Raw genomic sequence first — 18,780 nt, forward strand, 5'->3', positions numbered from 1 at the left:
TTGCATTTGGTATGACCGCATCATGCCCTGAGGTACAGGAGGCTCTGCCATGACGTTCAAGACATCCATATCCTTGAATGATGCTCAAGCCGAGTTTGCCAAAAATTTGGTGGAGCAGGGTACCTTCCCATCCCTCAGTGCAGTGGCGCAGCACGGGATTGATTTGATCCGGCAGCGGAAGGATGCAGAACAGGCCGATACCGAGACACTTAAAGCTCTGTTGCAGTCCCGTGCACAGGGGGATTTTGTGCCAACTGAAAGCTTCCGCACCCTTGTTGATGTCATGCTGAAAAGCAAACGTCGATCACATGGTCTAGACATTTGAAGTCTCAGCCACTGCTGAGCAGGACATCGCGCTGGTCTTCGATTTTCTGACTGAGAGTTATATCGGACTTGGCGAAGCTCCCGCTTCGGTTGCCGAGCATGCCAGCGATCGCATGGGCAAGATACTGGACGCGATGGAGCGGATCGCCACAGCCCCGTATCGTGGGGACCCTCATGAAGAGTGGCTGCCCAGGTTGCGGCATCTGACACTGAAACGTGTAATCTACTGGTATCAATTCGACGGGCAGCGAAAGACCGTCCGCATATTGGCAATTTTTTATGGTGGCCAGGATCATGTGAGGCAAATGTTGCTGCGACAGCTGCCTCAATGAACCCGTAGGGTAGGGCGGTCGTTGTCGCTGCTCTGAGGTTTCCTGGCTGTGGTTTCATGGGCTGAGGATGGTGAGAATGGCTTTTTTTGTCAATATACGATAAGTATATATTATCATATGTTGAATAAGATCTTCCGAAGCCTCTATGTAATCCGCAAAATGTTGATATACTGCGGATATGGGTGACTATATCCTTTCTATATATGATCCACCGGAGGAGCCTGAGGACCTGTGGTTTTTGCCAGATCCACAGACGGAGAGTCCGGACAGCGATCTTTCCTCTGCTGTGTTCCTGCAATCCCGTCTTGCAGCACCTGAGGGCTGGCTGGCTGCACAGGCGCAACATGCAACTGCCTTGGCGCGTGCTGCCTTGGCGGTTGGACAACTTGACATGATGGTGGCGCAGATCGGTGTCGGCGCTTTAGAGCGGCTGGCCTTGCGCGAGGCAGCAGCACTTCTCTGGGCTGCGGGCAAATCGGTGTCGCTTGAAGACATCGCGCGAGATCATTTCGCGGCCCGCGCTGATGGCGATCCGCTTGATCTGCAAACCGCCCGTTGGGCCCTGCGCCGTTTGATGGGGCAGGGGGGGATTGATCATCTGGCGGCCTTTCTCGGGTTGCACCTCACAGAGACAGAAACCTCTCTCACCAGAGGTCCTTCTCGATTATCGGGGCTTGTCTTTGAGGAGGCGGCACAAGAGTTCCTGAGGCATGTATCCAGTCTGGCCGATGCCCATGCTTTCACACGCGGCGCTTATGCGCGGTTTCTCTGGGCGTTATCTGATCTTTCGGTCGAGGGGGATATGGTCGAAGGGGCGGTCTGGGCGGCAAGACATATGGCGCAAGACTGCATGACCCTGACGTTCTTACCACTGGGGCAAGAGGGGCGCCGCATCACCGGCCTCGGTGTGTCCACCTTCCCAACGCTGCTCGCGGCCATTGAGGCCGGTGCCATCGCGGCGCGCGCAGAGCTGCACAGGCTGTCGCAATGGCGAGATCAGGCTCATGCGGCCACCGCAGGAATCAAAGGCAAAAATGCCGGACGCATCATTGAGATGCTTTTTGCCAAGCCACATGCCACAACCCAGATGGTCGAAGTCGCAACTGGTGTTTCCAGAGATACTGCAGAGCGGCTTCTGGCACGGTTGCACCACATGGGTTTGGTTCGCGAAGTGACCGGTGCCAAGAGGTTTCGTATTTGGGCGGCACAACTCTGAGAATGATGCTGCGGTCCTGCAATTTGGAAGCCTGCGAGGTTAACACTGGGGATGTGTGTTTTGAAAGGGAGGCTGTCAGAGCGAGTGATCCAGCTCTCTCGCGTTGATGAACATCCCGACGATTATACTGCGCCTTAAAGGCGTTCGCTTTCCTCGTAAGATCATTGCTTATGCAGCATGGAGTTGTCATCGCTTTGCGTTGAGCACAGTTGGCGCTGAGGAGTTGTTGGCTGCGCGTGGGGTGATCGCAGTCGGGAAGCAGCTCTGCTATGGATCAATCGCGTTGGTAGACACTTTTTAGATTGCATAAGGCTAGGTCGCCGTCAGCCAAACGACAATTGGGACATGGGTGAGGTCGTGACTATGAGGCGTGGCAAAAAGCACTTGTGCTTGAGGCTGACCATCGTGCCCATGACCAAATCAAGCTGGTCTTCCCCCCCCTTCACTGATATCAATTCACCATAAACGAGACTGTTGCATTAATTGCCGGCATTGTGGACGTTCGGTGTCTTGAGGTCACCTATGGCGTTCAGGCGACGCAAATGGCCAAATGGTTGATTTCCGCCTCACAGCCCGACGGGATGCAAAAGCTGCGGAAGCCTTTCTGAACAAAGCGATTGAGCGCGTCCGATTGCGCCGGCCGGCGACAATCGTGACTGATAAGGCCCCCGCCTATCGGCACGTCATTCGCGAAATCAATCGCCGTTATGATCCACACTTCGACAGAATTCGGCACATCCACAACAAACGAACAGGTGTCCTTGAGGAGATTAAGTTCATCGCGCGACTGTTTGAGGCTGCTTGATCCTGAGGCATTCGAACGCGCCAATCCGGCCTCAGCAGATTAATACGACAGTCCCTTTAATGTCGCCATAGGACTTGGCGCGCTGCTTGGCGCCTTTGTATTGAAAGTTTTCGGACTGTCGCAACTATATCTGGTTGCAGGGTTGGCAACGGCTTGCGGTTTTCTTGCGATCGCAGCGCTCAAAGAGCCAATGACGGAAGCACCGGCCGTCGAGTAAGTCTCTGCAAGGGGATCAGACATGCGCCCCGAGCGAGAGAAGATTGGCCAAAACACTGGCCAATCCGTTGTTGCATGACGGATAACTTCACGCAAAAGCGGTTGTTTAACCGTCCACTTTGGGCCGTTCGCCCTTAGGATCATAGGGCGAGCGCAGATGAACCTCCGCCGCCAGCTTTTGCCCGGCCAGATCAATTTCGAAGCGGCCGTTTCGGATATATTCTGCTGTCACTGGCTCCGGGGCCTCAAGCTGACAGAGAGCAACAGCAGCCCCAAGCGTATGGCCGTATGCGGCGGAACGGACCTCACCAATCTCAACGCCATCTCTTAACACGGCTTCTCCGCCCCAGAGCTGTGGCGCCTTATCCTTCAGTACGAGCTGCACAATACGCTTTTTCAGATGATTTGGGTCTTCTTTCGCAGCCAGCACCGCTGCTTTACCGATAAATCCGCTTGGTTTCTCGAGATCCACAGCGAAGCTCAGGCTAGCTTGCAGCGGGGTGACATCAGGTGTGAGCTCGCGGCTCCAGGCGCGGAAGCCTTTTTCAAGGCGCAATCCTTCTAGTGCATAGTAGCCCGCGTCGCGGATGCCAAACTCGGCTCCGGCGCGCATCAGATCTTCATAGACGCCAATCGTGAATTCCACCGGCACTACCAATTCCCAGCCGAGCTCTCCAACATAGGTCATGCGATTGGCCAGAACCGTAGCGTAGCCCAGATCAATCTCCTGCACCGTGGCAAAGGGGAAGCCTGCGTTTGACAGATCCGCCTTGGTCAATTTGCTGAGCACCGCGCGCGCCTGTGGCCCCATCACAGCCAGAACGGACCAGGCAGCGGTCACATCGGTCAGAAAAACATGCGCTTCGCTATCAAAGTTCTTGCGCAGCCAGTCGGCATCATGCACCGCCTGCGCAGAGCCGGTGATCAGCATAAATTCCTGATCTTTCAGGCGCAACACCGTCAAATCAGATTCGTAGCCGCCGCGCTCGTTCAGCAGGCCTGTGTAAACGGTGTGCCCCACCGGCACATCCACATTGGCCGCACAGATGCGGTTCAATGTCTCACAAGCATCGCGCCCCTGCACCAGTAGCTTGGCAAATGAGCTCTGATCGAAAACCGATACCGCCTCACGTGTATTCTTATGTTCGGCGGCAACAGCATCGTGCCAGTTTTGGCGACCAAAGCTGTACTGGGTTTCTGGTTTTTCCCCTTCGGGTGCGAAATAATTTACCCGCTCCCACCCCATTTTCGATCCGAAAACAGCATTTTTTGCGGCCAGCCGATCATAGAGCGCGGAACGGCGGAACGGTCGCGCCGTGTCCAATTCGCGGTTGGGCCATGGCATGGCATAATGCAGGCCCAGAGTTTCTTTGACACGATCATGCAGCCAAGTCGGGTTGTTATTGAAATTGGCAAAGCGGCGAATGTCCACGGCAAAAAGATCCGAGGTTGGTGCCCCTTCGACAATCCACTCAGCCAAGGCCCGCCCCGCACCACCTGCGCTGGCAATTCCCATGCTGTTAAAGCCCGCCCCAACAAAGAAATTCTTCAGCTCAGGGGCCTCGCCCAGCAGATAGTTGTTGTCAGGCGTAAAGCTTTCGGGGCCATTGTAGAACTGGCGCACCCCGGTTTCACCCATTTTGGGGACACGGATCAGCGCGTTTTCCATCAGGATCTCAAACTGATCCCAATCATCTTCCAGAAGCTGGAAGAAGAAATTATCGGGGATGCCCTCCATGCCCCAAGGCTTGGCATCAGGCTCAAAGCCGCCCATGACCAGCCCCCCGGTTTCTTCTTTGAAATAAATATAGCCATCCGGGTCTCGCAGCACGGGCAGATCAGGCGTGACGCCTTCAATCTGCTCAGTCACGATGTAGTAGTGTTCGGCCGAATGCAGGGGGATATTCACGCCACACATCTTGCCAAGTTGCCGTGCCCATTGCCCACCGCAGTTCACCACAACTTCGGCGTGGATCGTGCCTTGGTCTGTCGCGACACCGGTGACCACACCGTCTTTGGTCAGGATGTCGGTGACTTTGATCCCCTCGATCACCTTAGCGCCGCCCATACGCGCGCCTTTGGCCAGAGACTGGGTCAAGTCTGTCGGATTGGCTTTTCCGTCGCCGGGCATCCAAAGCGCGCCTTTGACGTCGTCCACCTGCATCACCGGCCATTTGTCTTGCGCTTCCTGCGGCGTGATGACCTGCACTTCGACCCCCTGCGCGCGCGCTGCGGCAGCTGTCCGCAGGAGCATGGTCATGCGATCGTCGGTACGTGCAACCGTGACAGAACCGCACTCCATCCAGCCAGTGGCCAGACCCGTTTCTGCCTCAAGCTGGGCATATAACTCTGTGGAATAGCGGATCAGGTTGGTCATCGCAGGCTGGCTGCGCAACTGGCCGACAAGTCCCGCAGCATGCCAAGTGGTACCACAGCTCAGTTGACCCTGCTCCAAAAGCACAACATCGCGGTGTCCCATCTTCGTCAGATGATATGCGACCGAGCAGCCAACGATGCCGCCCCCTATGATGACATATTGCGCGCTTTGGGGAAGTTGCGTTTCGGCCATGGGTTTGCTCCGTAAAAAGGGGTTCGATTTACGGCACCTTACAGTGATTTGGCAATAGTTGGCAAAATCTTTCTTTATTTGGCGTTGGCAAGCAGTGATATTACCCCCAGCTCTTCCAGAGCTTCGGAGATGTCAGGCGGAAGCGGCGTATCGACAATCAGGGTGGCTGGACGCGAAAAGGGCTTCATGGCGATCTGCCCGATCACGTCGAATTTGCTGCTATCGGCCAGTATAAGCGGGTTTTGCGCCCTTTGGATCATGAGATGCCGCAGGTTCGCCGCTTCAAGCGAAAAATCCGTAAAACCACAGCGTGCGCTCAATCCTCCAACACCGACCAGTGCAAACTCCGCGTGGTATCTGCTCAGGTGGTCCAGGGTATCAAGGCCCAGTGTGGCATTTTCGGCAAAGTCCAGACGTCCGCCGAGCAAAGTGACTTCGGACGCGGCAGCCGACATTACGGATGCAATGGTCAAGTCGTTTGTATATATAATTAAATTATTGCGAACCTCGGCCAAAGCCCGCGCCGCCGCCAGTGTTGTTGACCCGCTGTCGATGATCACGCTGGCTCCATCCGGGATCTGATCTGCGACGCAGGCTCCGATCTGGGCTTTGCCTTCTGGATTGGTCAGAGACCGATCTGCCATTGGCGGTTCTTCTGTGCGAATGCTGGTCGCGCCCCCCCAGACCTGATTCAATTTATTTTCTTGGGCGAGTTGCTCGATGTCTTTCCGCACCGTCTCCCGCGAGACACCAAGCTTTTCGGTCAGAGACCGGATGGACACTGCAGGCTGGCGGGATACTTCGCGCAGGATAATCGCATGACGTTCCGATGGTAACACAGTAAACCCTCTTGGTTAGAACTAAGACAATTCTGCCAAATATTGCAAAATAACGCCAGTCATAGAATACGGAGGACCCATCGGTTACCACTCAACGGCGGCGCCCCCTGCGGGCTGCGCTGGATTTCCACAAACAACCAGCGGGTTGTGGGGAGAGGGGAGTGCTTGGTGGTCCGGAGTATTCCTAAGTTAGTTTGAGTTGTTTTTCGAGCGTCGTGATCGACAATTCTGATGGTATCCCTTCAGCTGCTTTGATCCATTCAAATCACGAAGTTTGTCATCATTGGTTAACAAGTTTTGGACTACATTTTTCGCTAGCACAAAGAACGTGAGGGCCATTTGCCTGAATTTTTGGGACATACTGCAAAGAACAACATGCGCTTGAGCTTTGCCCTCACCCTTTTGGCGGCCTTTGTCACCGCTCTGGCATACTTTCTTATAGCTTGGGCTGCGGATAAAGCCATTAGTCAGCGTGAGAGGTTGCAGCTGATCGAAATGACGAACGGATTCACGACTGTGTTTTCTGACGTTCGTGGGGAAGATACGCTTGTACCGGCTGAATTTCGTAGAATTGGCATTGACCACTTCAACAGTACGGGTTCTCAGCAGCGGAACGCTGATCAAGCCCATATGTCATTGCCCGGTCTGCCAGGGTTTGAATTGGGTGTAAAAGCCGATGATCCCCGTTTGCGTAGAATCATCCAATCGTTTGCAGACGACTATGCGTCGGACGATCTCCACGAGAATCGGTTTGAAGCTGGCAGAATGATCGGCCGAACAATGGTTCCATCCATTGCAACGCAAGAAAATTGCGTCAGCTGCCACAATGATGCGCTCGGTCAGGAAGTCTTTGAACTGGGCGATGTCATGGGCGCCTATATCATTGAGCGAGATCTCACCCCTGAGCTGAAAGAGGACATTCAGTATGCGTGTATACTATTTGTCACATCCTTTCTGGTTTTCTGGCTGATTATCTATCGTGAAAAGAACCACAGCCTCAATACGATGCAATTGGAGGCGCGTGTTCAGTATCAGAAAATGAAGAATAAAGCGGAGCAGCAGGAGAAGTTCTTGCTCTCGCATGATCCTCTCACCGGTCTCCCCAATCGCAAACTGTTCAATGACTACCTGCAGCAAGCTTTTGCGGTAGAGGGTATGCCGTGCCTGGCAGCCGCATTGATCGATCTTGACGATTTTAAAGCCGTCAATGACACAATGGGTCATCCTGCGGGTGATGCTCTTCTGACTGAAGTTGCCAGACGGCTAAAAGCGTCACTTACAGAGAGAAATGGTTTTGCGGCCCGTCTTGGCGGCGATGAGTTTGCCATCATATGGGAAGTTCAGGAAAGCACAGACACAGGTGACGTCTTTGCTCAGAACTTGCTGAACCGGGTTTCTAAAACAATGCAGTTTGAAAACTGGCAGATTGTTCCGAAGTGTTCCATTGGTGTGGCGACAACCATGGAAGTGGGAGCAGGCACGCCTCAAAACCTCGTGAAGGCGGCTGATGCGGCACTGTATGTCGCCAAAGAGCGTGGGAAGAATACATATCAGAGGTATGATAAAACTCTTGATGCACAGGTCACTCGGCAGAACCGTATTGTAGCCAGTTTGCCTAGCGCCATTCAAAATGGTGAAATCGGTGTTGTTTTCCAGCCCAAAGTTCAGCTCAATGATGGCAGTTTTAAAGGGTTTGAAGCGCTTGCCCGATGGCAGCTTGGGAATGAAAGTATTGCACCAAGTGAGTTTGTGCCTCTAGCTGAAAGCTCAGGTGTTGTGCATGATTTGGATATGTTTGTCTTGCGGCAAGCAACAAAGTTTGCTGCCGATCTGGCCTCGGAGATGGGACAGGACATACCGGTTTCGATCAATCTTTCCGCCAACAGTTTTCGTAATGGGTCGTTGACAGAGGATATCCTCGATGTGCTCTGGGAAACGGGGCTATCTCCAGAGATGCTCACACTTGAGATCACAGAAACAGCGGCCATCGAGAGCTGGACGCTCGTGCAGGATGTGCTGTTAAAGCTGCAGGGCATTGGGGTGCGCATGTCTCTGGATGATTTTGGGACAGGCTATTCATCGCTCGCATATTTGCTTGAAATGCAATTTGACGAAATCAAAATCGACCGTGAGTTTGTCAAAAACCTTGAAGAGGGCAACGCCAACCACAAACTTTTGCAGCATATTGCCAGCATGTCTGAAAGCTTGGGCATTTCCCTTGTGATTGAAGGGATTGAAACCGCGGCACAGGTTAAGCTACTAGTCGGCTGTTCGTCGCGCATCGGTCAGGGTTACTTTTACTCAAAGCCTTTGGCGCCGCGTGACGCAGAAGCCTACCTCACTGCATTTTCTGCAAGATCAATGTCTGGCTCTTAGACGGTTGGGAATAGGTGCATTCTGCGTGTAATTGATGTGAATTTGGCAAAACATCACATGCAGTCCGTTTCAAAATTAGGCATTTGTGTCAAAAAATTGGTCTTTGGCCTCGAAATCTAGAAGTGGGGCCGCAATCTGTTTGCCGGATCGAATTTCTTTCACGTTATCTACGAGGGTGCTCAGTGACATGGGCACAAAATCGATCAGATCATCAAGCAGCTAACCGCTGTTTGAGACGGAGTATAAGCTGGCAACATCTTTCTAGGATGTGGGTCATTGCTCCCTCCAGGAGAGGTGCGCAATGGGCAAAGACGCCTTACAGGAAATTGAAACCGAAAAGCGCATTGGCGGCGCGGGTCAGCTGGTGGTGCGGGATGTGCCCGTCATTGATATGGGCGATTTTCACAATCGCCACGCCGAGATTGCCGATGAGCTCTGGCACGCGGCGACGCAGGTTGGATTTTTTCAGCTGTCAAACCACGGCATTTCAGAGGCGCTGATTGATGCGGCGTTTGCCCAGTCACAGGCGTTTTTTGACCAGAGCCCGGACATCAAGGCGCAGATGGCGCTGAAACCCGGCACCAATGCGGGCTGGGAACACACCAGTCAGGTGCGCCCCTCCACCGGCACAGCGGATCAGAAAGAAAGCTATCAGATCACCTTGCCGCGTATGGCTGGGCTGTGGCCCGATCCGGATGCTTTGCAGAGCTTCAAGGTGACGATGCTGGAATTTGAGCGCCAGAACTGGGCGGTGGCGATGCGCGTGTTGCAGTGTTTTGCGCGCAAGCTGGATCTGGCCCCAAGTCTGTTTTCAGTAGGCCATGATCCGCTTGCACCGGAATATCAATCCACCCTGCGTCTGTTGCATTATCTGCCGCTGACCGATGCGGATCAGGCGCCGGGCATGTGGCGTGCCGGGGCACATACGGATTTTGACTGTCTCACCCTGTTGCATCAGCGCGACGGGCAGGGCGGGTTGCAGATCTGTCCGGGCAAAGACGCAGCCGCCGGGGAAGTGCACTGGAGTGATGTGCCGCCGGTTTCCGGGCTGATCACCTGCAATATCGGAGATATGTTGCGGCGCTGGTCGGATGACCGGCTGCTGTCGACCCTGCATCGGGTGCGCATGCCTGCGCCGGGGGAATCCACCGCGGCGCGCCAGTCGATTGCCTATTTTGCGCAGGCCAATACCAACACGGTGTTGCAGGGGCCGGATGCGCTTTATCCGCCGATCACCGCGCATGATTACATTCAGATGCGTCTGAAGGCCAATTTTGCCGGGACAGCCAAACCCCTCTGAAATTTTCATCCATATCCGGACCGCCCCGCCAGAAGGGTGGCCTTTTTATCACCAACCAGGAGACGATGATCCATGAAGACCACATCCTTTTATTCGGCACTGACAGCGGTGGCGCTGCTTGCCCCCACGGCCACATTGGCAGAGCTTACCGAAGTGACCTTTGGCACCAACTGGCTGGCACAGGCGGAACATGGCGGCTTTTATCAGGCGGTGGCAGATGGCTCTTATGAGGCCTGCGGGTTGAAGGTGTCGATTGTGTCCGGCGGGCCGCAGGTGAACAACCGCGCGCTGCTGATGGCGGGCAAGATCGACTATCACATGGGCGGGGATATGCTGCAGGCTTTCAACGCGGTGAAAGAAGGTGTGCCGGTGGTGTCTGTGGCGGCGATTTTCCAGAAACACCCGCAGGTGCTGGTGGCCCATCCGGGGCAGGCGGAAAGCTTTGAGGATCTGAAAGACCTGACGCTGCTGATCGGGGACAATGGCTATCAGAGCTATTATCAGTGGATGATGGCAGCCTATGGTTTCACGGTGGAGCAGCGCCAGCCCTATACGTTCAACCCGGCGCCGTTCCTGGCCAATTCCGACACGGCAATGCAGGGCTATCTGTCGTCAGAGCCGTTTCTGGTGGAAAAAGAAGGCGGCTTTAAGCCGGATGTCTTCCTGATCGCGGATGCGGGCTATTCCACCTATGCCACAACAATCGAGGTGATGTCGGCCACTATCGAGAGCAAACCCGCAGAGGTGAGCTGTTTTGTCGATGCCTCGATCAAGGGTTGGTACAGCTATCTTTATGGTGACAATGCCGCCGCCAATGCGCTGATCATGGCGGACAATCCGGAGATGACGCAGGATAAGATCGACTATGCCATCGCCAAGATGAGCGAAAACGGCATTGTGGAATCCGGCGATGCGGAGACCATGGGCATCGGGGTAATCAACGCCGAGAAAGTGGCGGATTTCTACGACAAGATGGTTGAGGCCGGGGTGATTGAGGCGGGGCTGGATTATGACAGCGCCTTCACCACCAGCTTTGTGGGCAAGGGCGTCGGCATGGAGCTGAAGCCTTAAGCAACCGCGTGGGGCGGCCTCGTCCTTTGAACGGGGGCGGGGCTGCCAAATTGAAACCGCAAGACGGATTTCTTTATGAACAGGAAAGACCTTATCCCGCCGCTTGGGGGGCGTGCGCCGCTGTTGCGTATGCGGAATGTCGAGAAAACCTTTGGCGGGCAGGTGACCGCGCTGAAGGATCTTAGCCTTGCCATCAATCAGGGCGATTTTGTCTCGCTGCTGGGGCCGTCGGGCTGTGGCAAATCCACGGCGCTGCGGCTGATTGCCGGGCTGATGCAGCCCACATCGGGCAGCATTGACTGGCAGGACGGGCGCGGCGAGGGCGACCTTGGCGTGGTGTTTCAGGAGCCGACGCTGATGCCCTGGGCGCGGGTGAAGGACAATGTCTGGCTGCCGTATCGGCTGCGGGGCAAATCCTATTCTTCGGTGAAAGACGAGGTGATCGAGGCGCTGCGGCTGGTGGGGCTGGAGAAATTTCAGAACGCTTTCCCGCGCGAGCTTTCGGGCGGCATGAAAATGCGGGTGTCGATTGCGCGGGCGATGGTGACAAAACCGCGGCTTATTCTGATGGATGAGCCTTTTGCGGCGCTGGATGAGATCACCCGGCACAAGCTCAACCGCGATCTGCTGAGCCTGCGTGAAAAGATCGGCTGCACCGTGATCTTTGTCACCCATTCGGTGTTTGAAAGCGTGTTTCTGTCGGATCGGATTGTGGTGATGGCGGCGCGACCCGGGCGGGTGATTGCCGAGCTTGAGGTGGATGCCGCCTATCCGCGGGACGACAGTTTCCGCACCACAGAAAGCTATGCCAGCCACGCGCGGCGGGCCTCTGAGGCGTTGCATGATGCTATGGGAGAAGCCGCATGACCGATCAGAGTGCAGAGGCACCGCTGGCGGCGCCGGTTCTGGATGCCGAAGAGGCTCGCAAGGCCCGCAACGAAAAGATCATGAAGATCGCCAAATGGGCGCTGCCGTCACTGGTGCTGATTTTGGCGATCGGGGCCTGGCAGGCCTATGTGATGATTGCGCAGGTGCCGCATTATATTCTGCCGTCGCCGTGGAAAGTGGCGGTGACATTGGTGCAGGACTGGCCCGTGCTGTGGCCGGCGCTGTTGATCACCGGGCGGCTGACGCTGCTTGCGCTGATATTGGCGGTGCTGGGGGGCGTGTTGTTGTCGGTGGCTTTCACCCAATCGCGCTGGATTGAAATGTCGCTGTTTCCATACGCGGTTATTTTGCAGGTCACCCCTGTGGTGGCGATTGCGCCCCTGTTGCAGATCTATGTGGACAGCGCCTTTGCGGCGGCGCTGATCTGTGCCTGGATCGTGGCGTTTTTCCCGATCCTGTCCAACACCATCATCGGGCTGAAGTCAGCAGATCATAATCTGCAGGATCTGTTCACCATTTATGAGGCCAGCGCCTGGCAGCGGTTGCGGTTTCTGTCGGGGCCGTCAGCCCTGCCGTATTTTCTGGGTGGGCTGAAAATTGCCGGAGGGCTGGCGCTGATCGGCGCGGTGGTGGCGGAATTTGTGATTGGCCGCGCGGGCACCGGGCTGGGTCTTGCCTCCACGCTGCTTGAGGCGTCTTACCGGTTCAATTTTGGCCGCTTGTACGCGGCGCTGGTGCTGATCTCGCTGATGGGGGTGGTGATTTTTGCGCTGATGAGCGTGGTCAGCCACCTGTGCCTGTACCGTTGGCATGAAAGTGCCTTGAAGAGAGAAAACTAAATGGATTTCAAGACATTACCCAAGGGGGATTTCACCCTGCGCAACGTCACTGTGCCTGCCTGTCTGGCGGGGGCGGATGCGGGGGATCTGATCACCACCGATCTGGCGATTTCAGACGGGCAGATTGCAGCGGCCCCGGTTGGGGAGGATGTGGAGATGAAAGGCGCGATGGTGTTGCCGTGTTTCACCGATGCGCACACCCATCTGGACAAGGGCCACATCCATCCGCGCGCGTCCAACCCTGATGGCAGCTTCATGGGCGCGCTGACCACGGTGATGGCGGATCATGCTAATTGGTCGGCAGAGGATGTCTATCGTCGCGCGGATTTTGCGCTGCGCTGTGCCTATGCCCATGGCACACGCGCGATCCGCACCCATCTGGACAGCCCGCCGGATCAGGATGAGATTTCCTGGCCCGCCTTTGCACGGCTGCGCGACGCCTGGGCAGATAAGATCGACTTGCAGGCGTCCTGTTTGGGGGGCTGTGATCGGGTGGATATTGACGGGCGGTTCAAGCGCACGGCGGATCTGGTGGCGGAACATGGCGGTGTGCTGGGGCTTGTGACCTATCCGATTGATGATCTGGCCGAGCTGTTGCGCAAGTTCCTGACCCTGGCGGGAGAGCGCAATCTGCAAGTGGATTTCCACGTGGATGAGACCATGGATCCGGGCTCGGAAACCCTGCGCATTCTGGCCGAGGCGGTGCTGGACACCGGATTTGATGCGCCGGTGCAGGTGGGGCATCTCTGTTCCCTGTCCACACAGGAGGAGGCGCGGGCGCTTGATACGCTCGATCTGGTGGCGCGGGCCGGGTTCAATGTGGTGAGCCTGCCGATGTGCAATATGTATTTGCAGGATCGCCACGCCGGGCGCACCCCGCGCGGGCGGGGGGTGACGCTGGCCCATGAGATGAAGGCGCGCGGCATTCCGGTGAGCTTTGCCTCTGACAACACCCGCGATCCGTTCTACGCCTATGGTGATCTGGATATGGTAGAGGTGCTGCGGGAGGCCACGCGCATTGCCCATCTGGATCACGCGGATCCCGACTGGATCAAGAGTTTCACCACCACCCCGGCGCACTCCTGTGGTTTTGCGCCTCAAGACCTGACCCCCGGCCATGCGGCGGATCTGGTGATTTTCAGGGCGCGCAACTGGTCTGAGCTGCTGCCGCGCCCGCAAAGTGACCGGATTGTGCTGCGCAACGGTCAGGCCATTGACCGCACCCTGCCGGATTACGCCGAGCTGGATGATTTGTTCTGAGGATTTTCCATGAAAGACTTTACCCAAAACCTTGAAGCGGCCAAAGCGGCGCTGTCTCATCTGGATCTTGAAGAGCGGGAGGCGGCGATCACTGCGGCGTCGCGTGACTTCTTCTGGTATTCGCCGGTGTTAAAGCCGCGGCTGGATCATCTGCGCGCCGATTTTGTGGTGCGCCCGCGCAATGAGGCGGAGGTGATCGAGGTGCTCAAGACCTGTTATGACTATGACATTCCGGTCACCACGCGCGGGGCGGGCACGGGCAACTATGGTCAGGCCATGCCGATGCGCGGGGGCTGTGTCATGCATCTGCGCCATATGAATCAGGTGCTGTCCTGCACGCCGGGGCGGGTGGTGGCACAGCCCGGCTGTCTTCTGAAAGATCTGGATGCCCATTGCAAAACACACTCCGGGCATGAGCTGCGTATGGTGTCCTCGACCTGGGTCACGGCGACCATTGGCGGCTTTATTGCTGGCGGATCCGGCGGGGTGGGCTCGGTCACATGGGGGTCGCTGCGCGATCTGGGCAATATCTTGCGTTTGCGGGTGGTGACCATGGAAGCCGCGCCACGGGTGCTGGAATTCACCGGCGAGGCGCTGGCGCGGGTCAGCCATGCCTATGGCACCAACGGGATTATCACCGAGGTCGAAATGCCCACCGCGCCGGCCTATGACTGGGTCGATGTGCTGGTGAAAGCCAAGGATTTTGGCGTGGCGATGACGCTGGCGGATGATCTGGCCAATGAAGATGGCATCCTGCTGAAACTGGCCTCTGTCTTTGAGGCGCCCACGGCAAAATCCTTTTTCAAACGGGTGGCACCCTATGTGGATGAGGATGATCATCTGCTGGCGCTGATGGTTGCGCCGCAGGGGATGGACGGGTTTCTGACCTATCTGGGGCGGCAAGAAGGGGCGGAGATGATCTATCGCTCTGATGCGCACAGCTGGGCGCGCGGGCCGGGGCTGATCTTTGAATATGGCTGGAACCACACCACATTGCGCGCGCTGAAGGTGGATCCGTCGATCACCTATCTGCAGATCCGCTATGGCTTCCCCAAACATAAGGCGCTGGTGGAGAAGATGCGGGCCGCTTTCCCGAAAGGCGAGGTGATCCAGCATCTGGAGGCGATCCGGGCCGGGGGCAAAGTGGGCTTTGCCGGGCTCTCCATGGTGCGGTTCACTACCGAGGCGCGGCTGGAGGAGATCATCCGCATTCATGAAGACGCAGGCGCGCTGATTTTCAACCCGCACCGCTACACGCTGGAAGAAGGCGGGCGGCAGCACACCGATGATGCGCAGCTGAATTTCAAACGCGAAGCCGACCCCAAAGGCCTGCTCAATCCGGGCAAGATGATCGCCTTTGACGATCCGTATTGGACCTATGACACCATGTATGCCTATCCCGACATGCGCCCGCCAAGCTGAGGAGGATGGTATGACACAGAGCGACACCAACACGCGCCGTGCGCTGGTGCTTTATGCGCATCCCTGTCCGGAGAGCTTTAACGCGGCGGTGCATGACACGGTGGTGGGCACGCTGAAGGCCGGAGGCTGGACGGTGGATGATTGTGATCTCAACGCGGAAGGGTTTTCTCCGGTGCTGAGCGAGGCAGAGCGGCGCGGCTATCACGAGGCGCCGGAAAATCTTGCCCCGGTGGCGCCCTATGTGGCGCGGCTGCGGGCGGCGGATGCGCTGGTGCTGGTGTTTCCGGTGTGGAACTTTGGCTACCCGGCGATCCTGAAAGGGTTTTTTGATCGGGTGTGCCTGCCGGGGGTGAGCTTTGAGCTGCGCGAGGGCAAGGTGCGCCCGGCGTTGACCAACATCAAACAGCTGATGGCCTGCACCACCTATGGCGGCACCCGGTTTCGGGCGTTTCTGAATGGTGATCCGCCGCGCAAGAACGTAACCCGCGCGTTGCGCTATGCCTGTGGCATGCCGCCCTGCCACTATCTGCCGCTCTACGATATGAACCGCAACAGCGCGCAGGTGCGGACGGCGCATCTGGCGCATGTGCAACAGAAAGTGGAGAGGCTGGCATGAAGGCGCTGGTTGTTTACTGTCACCCCAAACCGGTCAGCTATACCCATGCCGTGAAAGAACAGGTGCTTAGCACCCTGCGTGCAGCAGAGGCCGAGGTGCGTGTGATTGATCTTTACGGCGAGCAGTTTGACCCGCGCCTGACCGGGCAGGAGCTGACGCTTTATGCGGATGTGGCGCAGAACCAGAGCGGCATCGAAACCCATTGCGCCGATCTGATGTGGTGTGAGGCGCTGATCTTTGTCTATCCGACATGGTGGTACGGGCTGCCTGCGATGCTCAAGGGCTGGCTGGATCGGGTGATGGTGCCGGGGGTGGCGTTTCACATGCCTGCGGAGGGCGAAGACATCAAACCGGCGCTGACCCAGATCACGCAGCTGGCGGTGTTCACCACCTGTGGCGCAAGCTGGTGGCTGACGCGGTTGATCGGGGCACCGGGGCGGCGCACGATTTTGCGTGGGGTGCGGTTGCTGTGCGCCAAAGGCTGCAAGACCACATTTGCGGCCCATTACCTGATGGACAGTGCGCAGAGGCCCAGCCTGACCGCGCATCTGGCGCGGGTGGATCGCAAGGTGAAACGGATGGTGAGGTGGGCAAAATGATCCCTATTCTGGACTGGCAGAGATTGGAGAGTGACCCGGACGGTTTTGCCCAAGATTTGGGACAGGCCTGTCGCGAAGTTGGATTTTTCATGATTGCCAACCCGCCGCTGGAGGCAGCGCTGGTGGCGGAGGTGTTTGCACAGGCGGATGCGTTTTTTGCGCAGCCCACCGCCCGGAAAGCGCCTTTGGCGCTGCGCAACAATCCACACAATCGCGGCTGGGTCGGACAGGGCGAGGAACGGCTGGATAATGCCTCCGGCATGCAGGATCAGAAAGAGGCTTTCAATATTGGCTTTGATCTTGAGGCGGAGGATCCACGGGTGCTGGCTGGCGAGGCCTTTCGCGGGGTGAACATCTGGCCGCAGGATCTGCCGCAGTTTCGCGATGTGATGCTGCGCTACTACGATGAGGCACTGCGTTTTGGGGTGGCGCTGCATGGCGCGTTTGAGCGTGATCTGGGGCTTAAACCGGGCTTTTTTGCCCCGCATTTCACCGCGCCCATGGCGACGTTGAGATTGCTGTCTTATCCGGCGGCCACCGGGCGGGATGGGGAAATCGGCGCGGGCGCACACACCGATTATGGCTCGGTCACGCTGTTGGTGACCGATGGGGAGGCGGGGCTTCAGGTGCAGCCGCGCGGAAGCGATGATTGGGTGGACGTGCCCAAAATCGCCGAAGCGGTGGTGGTGAACATCGGGGATTGTCTGATGCGCTGGAGCAATGACACCTATGTGTCCAATCCGCATCGGGTGTTGCCGCCTGCCAACCCGCGCCGCTCGATTGCGTTTTTTCTCGATCCCAACCCGGACAGCGAGATTGCGGTTTTGCCGGGCACGGGCACGCCGTGCTATCCGCCGATCCTGGCGGCTGATTATCTGCGGATGCGGCTGGATGCGACCTATGACAGGAAAGAGCACACATGACACACCCGCTGGATTGGGCCGCGCGATCGGCGCGGGCGTTTGAACAGGTGGACCCGCAGCGCGATATTGCGATCCTGCCCACTGCCGCGATTGAACAGCACGGGCCGCATCTGCCGACTGGCACGGACAGCCTGATCATGGAGGGCATGCTGGCGCGGTTTCGCGCGCGCTGTCCGGAGGATCTGCGCCCCTGGATATTGCCGGTACAGACCGTGGGCAAATCCAACGAGCACCTTTGGGCAAAAGGCACGCTGACACTTTCGGCGCAGACGGCACTGGCGGCCTGGACAGAGATTGGCCTGTCGGTGGCGCGGGCGGGCTTTCGCAAGATCGTGATTGTGAACAGCCATGGCGGCAATCTGGATCTGATTTCCATTCTCAGCCGCGAGTTGCGGGTTCAGGCCGGGATGTTGGCGGTGAAATGTCAATGGGGCAGCTTTGGCCATCCGCAGGACATGTACAGCGATCATGAGCTGCGGTTTGGCATTCATGGCGGCGATGTAGAGAGCTCCCTGATGCTGGCCTTTGCGCCGGACACGGTGGATATGGGCGCCGCGCCCAAGGCACGCTCTGCGGCGGAGGACACGGCGATTTCCCCGATCGGGGCGGTGTCCCGTGGCTGGATTGCCTCAGATCTCAACCCGCTGGGCACGGTTGGGGACGCCAGAGCGGGCACGGCAAAGAAAGGTCTGGCGACCGCAGAGCATCAGGTGGCGGGCTTTATCGAATTGTTGCGCGATGTGCGTGATATGGCGGTGCCTGAAGCGCCAAGCGGGTGGGGGACGTGATGAAAAGCCTGACACCACAAAGCATTCGCCCGCCTTTTGCCGCCTATGCCCATGGCGTTGAAATTCCGGCGGGCTGGCGGATCATACGCACCTCGGGCCAGCTTGGCATTACGGCGCAGGACACCATCCCCGGCGGGGCCTATGCGCAGGCCTGTCAGTGTTTTGAAAACATCACCGCCATTCTGAACGCAGGCGGCATGGGGCCTGCGGATGTGGTGCATATCTCGGCCTATGTGACCGACCGCGCCCATATGCAGGCCTATATGCGTGCGCGGGATGAATATCTGGAGCAGATCCCGCATCTGCCGGCCTCCACCCTGATGATTGTGGGCGGATTCACGCGGCCAGAGTTTCTGGTGGAGGTGGAGGTGATGGCCGCCGCTCCCGCATGAGATGC

The 18,780-nt window shown here is 57.3% G+C and carries 16 protein-coding genes and 1 pseudogene; 15 read left to right on the forward strand and 2 right to left on the reverse strand.

Annotated elements, in window-relative coordinates:
* The first annotated feature begins 49 nt into the window (after positions 1 to 49).
* From J7382_RS18750 to J7382_RS18760, 3 genes and pseudogenes are all read left to right on the forward strand, one after another.
* Positions 50 to 325, forward strand: a complete 276-nt coding sequence (locus tag J7382_RS18750; RefSeq protein ID WP_209070516.1) for a type II toxin-antitoxin system ParD family antitoxin — start codon at positions 50 to 52, stop codon at positions 323 to 325.
* 509 nt (positions 326 to 834) lie between these two features.
* Complete coding sequence (locus tag J7382_RS18755) at positions 835 to 1,872, forward strand: helix-turn-helix domain-containing protein (RefSeq protein ID WP_209070518.1); 1,038 nt, start codon at positions 835 to 837, stop codon at positions 1,870 to 1,872.
* 529 nt (positions 1,873 to 2,401) lie between these two features.
* Positions 2,402 to 2,677 (forward strand): annotated as a pseudogene (locus J7382_RS18760) (DDE-type integrase/transposase/recombinase); the annotation flags it as partial.
* Between the two features lie 322 nt (positions 2,678 to 2,999).
* Here the strand turns inward: J7382_RS18760 and J7382_RS18765 are convergent.
* On the reverse strand, positions 3,000 to 5,462 hold the full coding sequence (locus J7382_RS18765; protein ID WP_209070520.1) for an FAD-dependent oxidoreductase: 2,463 nt from the start codon (positions 5,460 to 5,462) through the stop codon (positions 3,000 to 3,002).
* Between the two features lie 74 nt (positions 5,463 to 5,536).
* Positions 5,537 to 6,301, reverse strand: coding sequence for a DeoR/GlpR family DNA-binding transcription regulator (locus J7382_RS18770; RefSeq protein ID WP_209070522.1), 765 nt, complete (start codon positions 6,299 to 6,301; stop codon positions 5,537 to 5,539).
* A 339-nt stretch (positions 6,302 to 6,640) separates the two neighbouring features.
* Between J7382_RS18770 and J7382_RS18775 the strand changes: the two genes are divergently transcribed.
* The 12 genes from J7382_RS18775 (at position 6,641) to J7382_RS18830 (ending at position 18,775) form a co-directional block, all read left to right on the forward strand.
* Positions 6,641 to 8,677 (forward strand): EAL domain-containing protein, encoded by a 2,037-nt coding sequence (locus tag J7382_RS18775; protein ID WP_209070524.1) that lies wholly within the window; start codon positions 6,641 to 6,643, stop codon positions 8,675 to 8,677.
* A gap of 301 nt (positions 8,678 to 8,978) precedes the next feature.
* Complete coding sequence (locus J7382_RS18780; protein ID WP_209070525.1) at positions 8,979 to 9,977, forward strand: isopenicillin N synthase family oxygenase; 999 nt, start codon at positions 8,979 to 8,981, stop codon at positions 9,975 to 9,977.
* Between the two features lie 72 nt (positions 9,978 to 10,049).
* The gene (locus J7382_RS18785) at positions 10,050 to 11,048 is read left to right on the forward strand and encodes an ABC transporter substrate-binding protein (protein ID WP_209070527.1); all 999 of its coding nucleotides are present in this window, start codon (positions 10,050 to 10,052) and stop codon (positions 11,046 to 11,048) included.
* A 75-nt stretch (positions 11,049 to 11,123) separates the two neighbouring features.
* Positions 11,124 to 11,915: an ABC transporter ATP-binding protein gene (locus J7382_RS18790; RefSeq protein ID WP_247745117.1), complete on the forward strand. Its 792-nt coding sequence runs from the start codon at positions 11,124 to 11,126 to the stop codon at positions 11,913 to 11,915.
* Positions 11,912 to 12,775: an ABC transporter permease gene (locus J7382_RS18795; RefSeq protein WP_209070529.1), complete on the forward strand. Its 864-nt coding sequence runs from the start codon at positions 11,912 to 11,914 to the stop codon at positions 12,773 to 12,775. Before J7382_RS18790 ends, J7382_RS18795 begins: the two co-directional genes overlap by 4 nt.
* Positions 12,776 to 14,035 (forward strand): cytosine deaminase, encoded by a 1,260-nt coding sequence (locus tag J7382_RS18800; RefSeq protein WP_209070531.1) that lies wholly within the window; start codon positions 12,776 to 12,778, stop codon positions 14,033 to 14,035. It begins immediately after the preceding gene.
* A 9-nt stretch (positions 14,036 to 14,044) separates the two neighbouring features.
* Positions 14,045 to 15,457, forward strand: coding sequence for an FAD-binding oxidoreductase (locus J7382_RS18805; RefSeq protein WP_209070532.1), 1,413 nt, complete (start codon positions 14,045 to 14,047; stop codon positions 15,455 to 15,457).
* Positions 15,458 to 15,467: 10 nt separating this feature from the next.
* Positions 15,468 to 16,073, forward strand: coding sequence for an NAD(P)H-dependent oxidoreductase (locus tag J7382_RS18810; protein WP_209070533.1), 606 nt, complete (start codon positions 15,468 to 15,470; stop codon positions 16,071 to 16,073).
* Positions 16,070 to 16,672, forward strand: coding sequence for an NAD(P)H-dependent oxidoreductase (locus J7382_RS18815; RefSeq protein ID WP_209070534.1), 603 nt, complete (start codon positions 16,070 to 16,072; stop codon positions 16,670 to 16,672). Before J7382_RS18810 ends, J7382_RS18815 begins: the two co-directional genes overlap by 4 nt.
* Positions 16,669 to 17,595 (forward strand): isopenicillin N synthase family oxygenase, encoded by a 927-nt coding sequence (locus tag J7382_RS18820; RefSeq protein WP_209070535.1) that lies wholly within the window; start codon positions 16,669 to 16,671, stop codon positions 17,593 to 17,595. The genes J7382_RS18815 and J7382_RS18820 overlap by 4 nt, the downstream gene beginning before the upstream one ends.
* Positions 17,592 to 18,383, forward strand: a complete 792-nt coding sequence (locus J7382_RS18825) for a creatininase family protein (protein WP_209070536.1) — start codon at positions 17,592 to 17,594, stop codon at positions 18,381 to 18,383. The genes J7382_RS18820 and J7382_RS18825 overlap by 4 nt, the downstream gene beginning before the upstream one ends.
* On the forward strand, positions 18,383 to 18,775 hold the full coding sequence (locus tag J7382_RS18830; RefSeq protein ID WP_209070537.1) for a RidA family protein: 393 nt from the start codon (positions 18,383 to 18,385) through the stop codon (positions 18,773 to 18,775). Before J7382_RS18825 ends, J7382_RS18830 begins: the two co-directional genes overlap by 1 nt.
* Positions 18,776 to 18,780 lie beyond the last annotated feature (5 nt).

Origin of the sequence: Shimia sp. R11_0 (assembly GCF_017744035.1) — a bacterium.
In the GTDB taxonomy this organism is placed as follows: domain Bacteria; phylum Pseudomonadota; class Alphaproteobacteria; order Rhodobacterales; family Rhodobacteraceae; genus Shimia; species Shimia marina.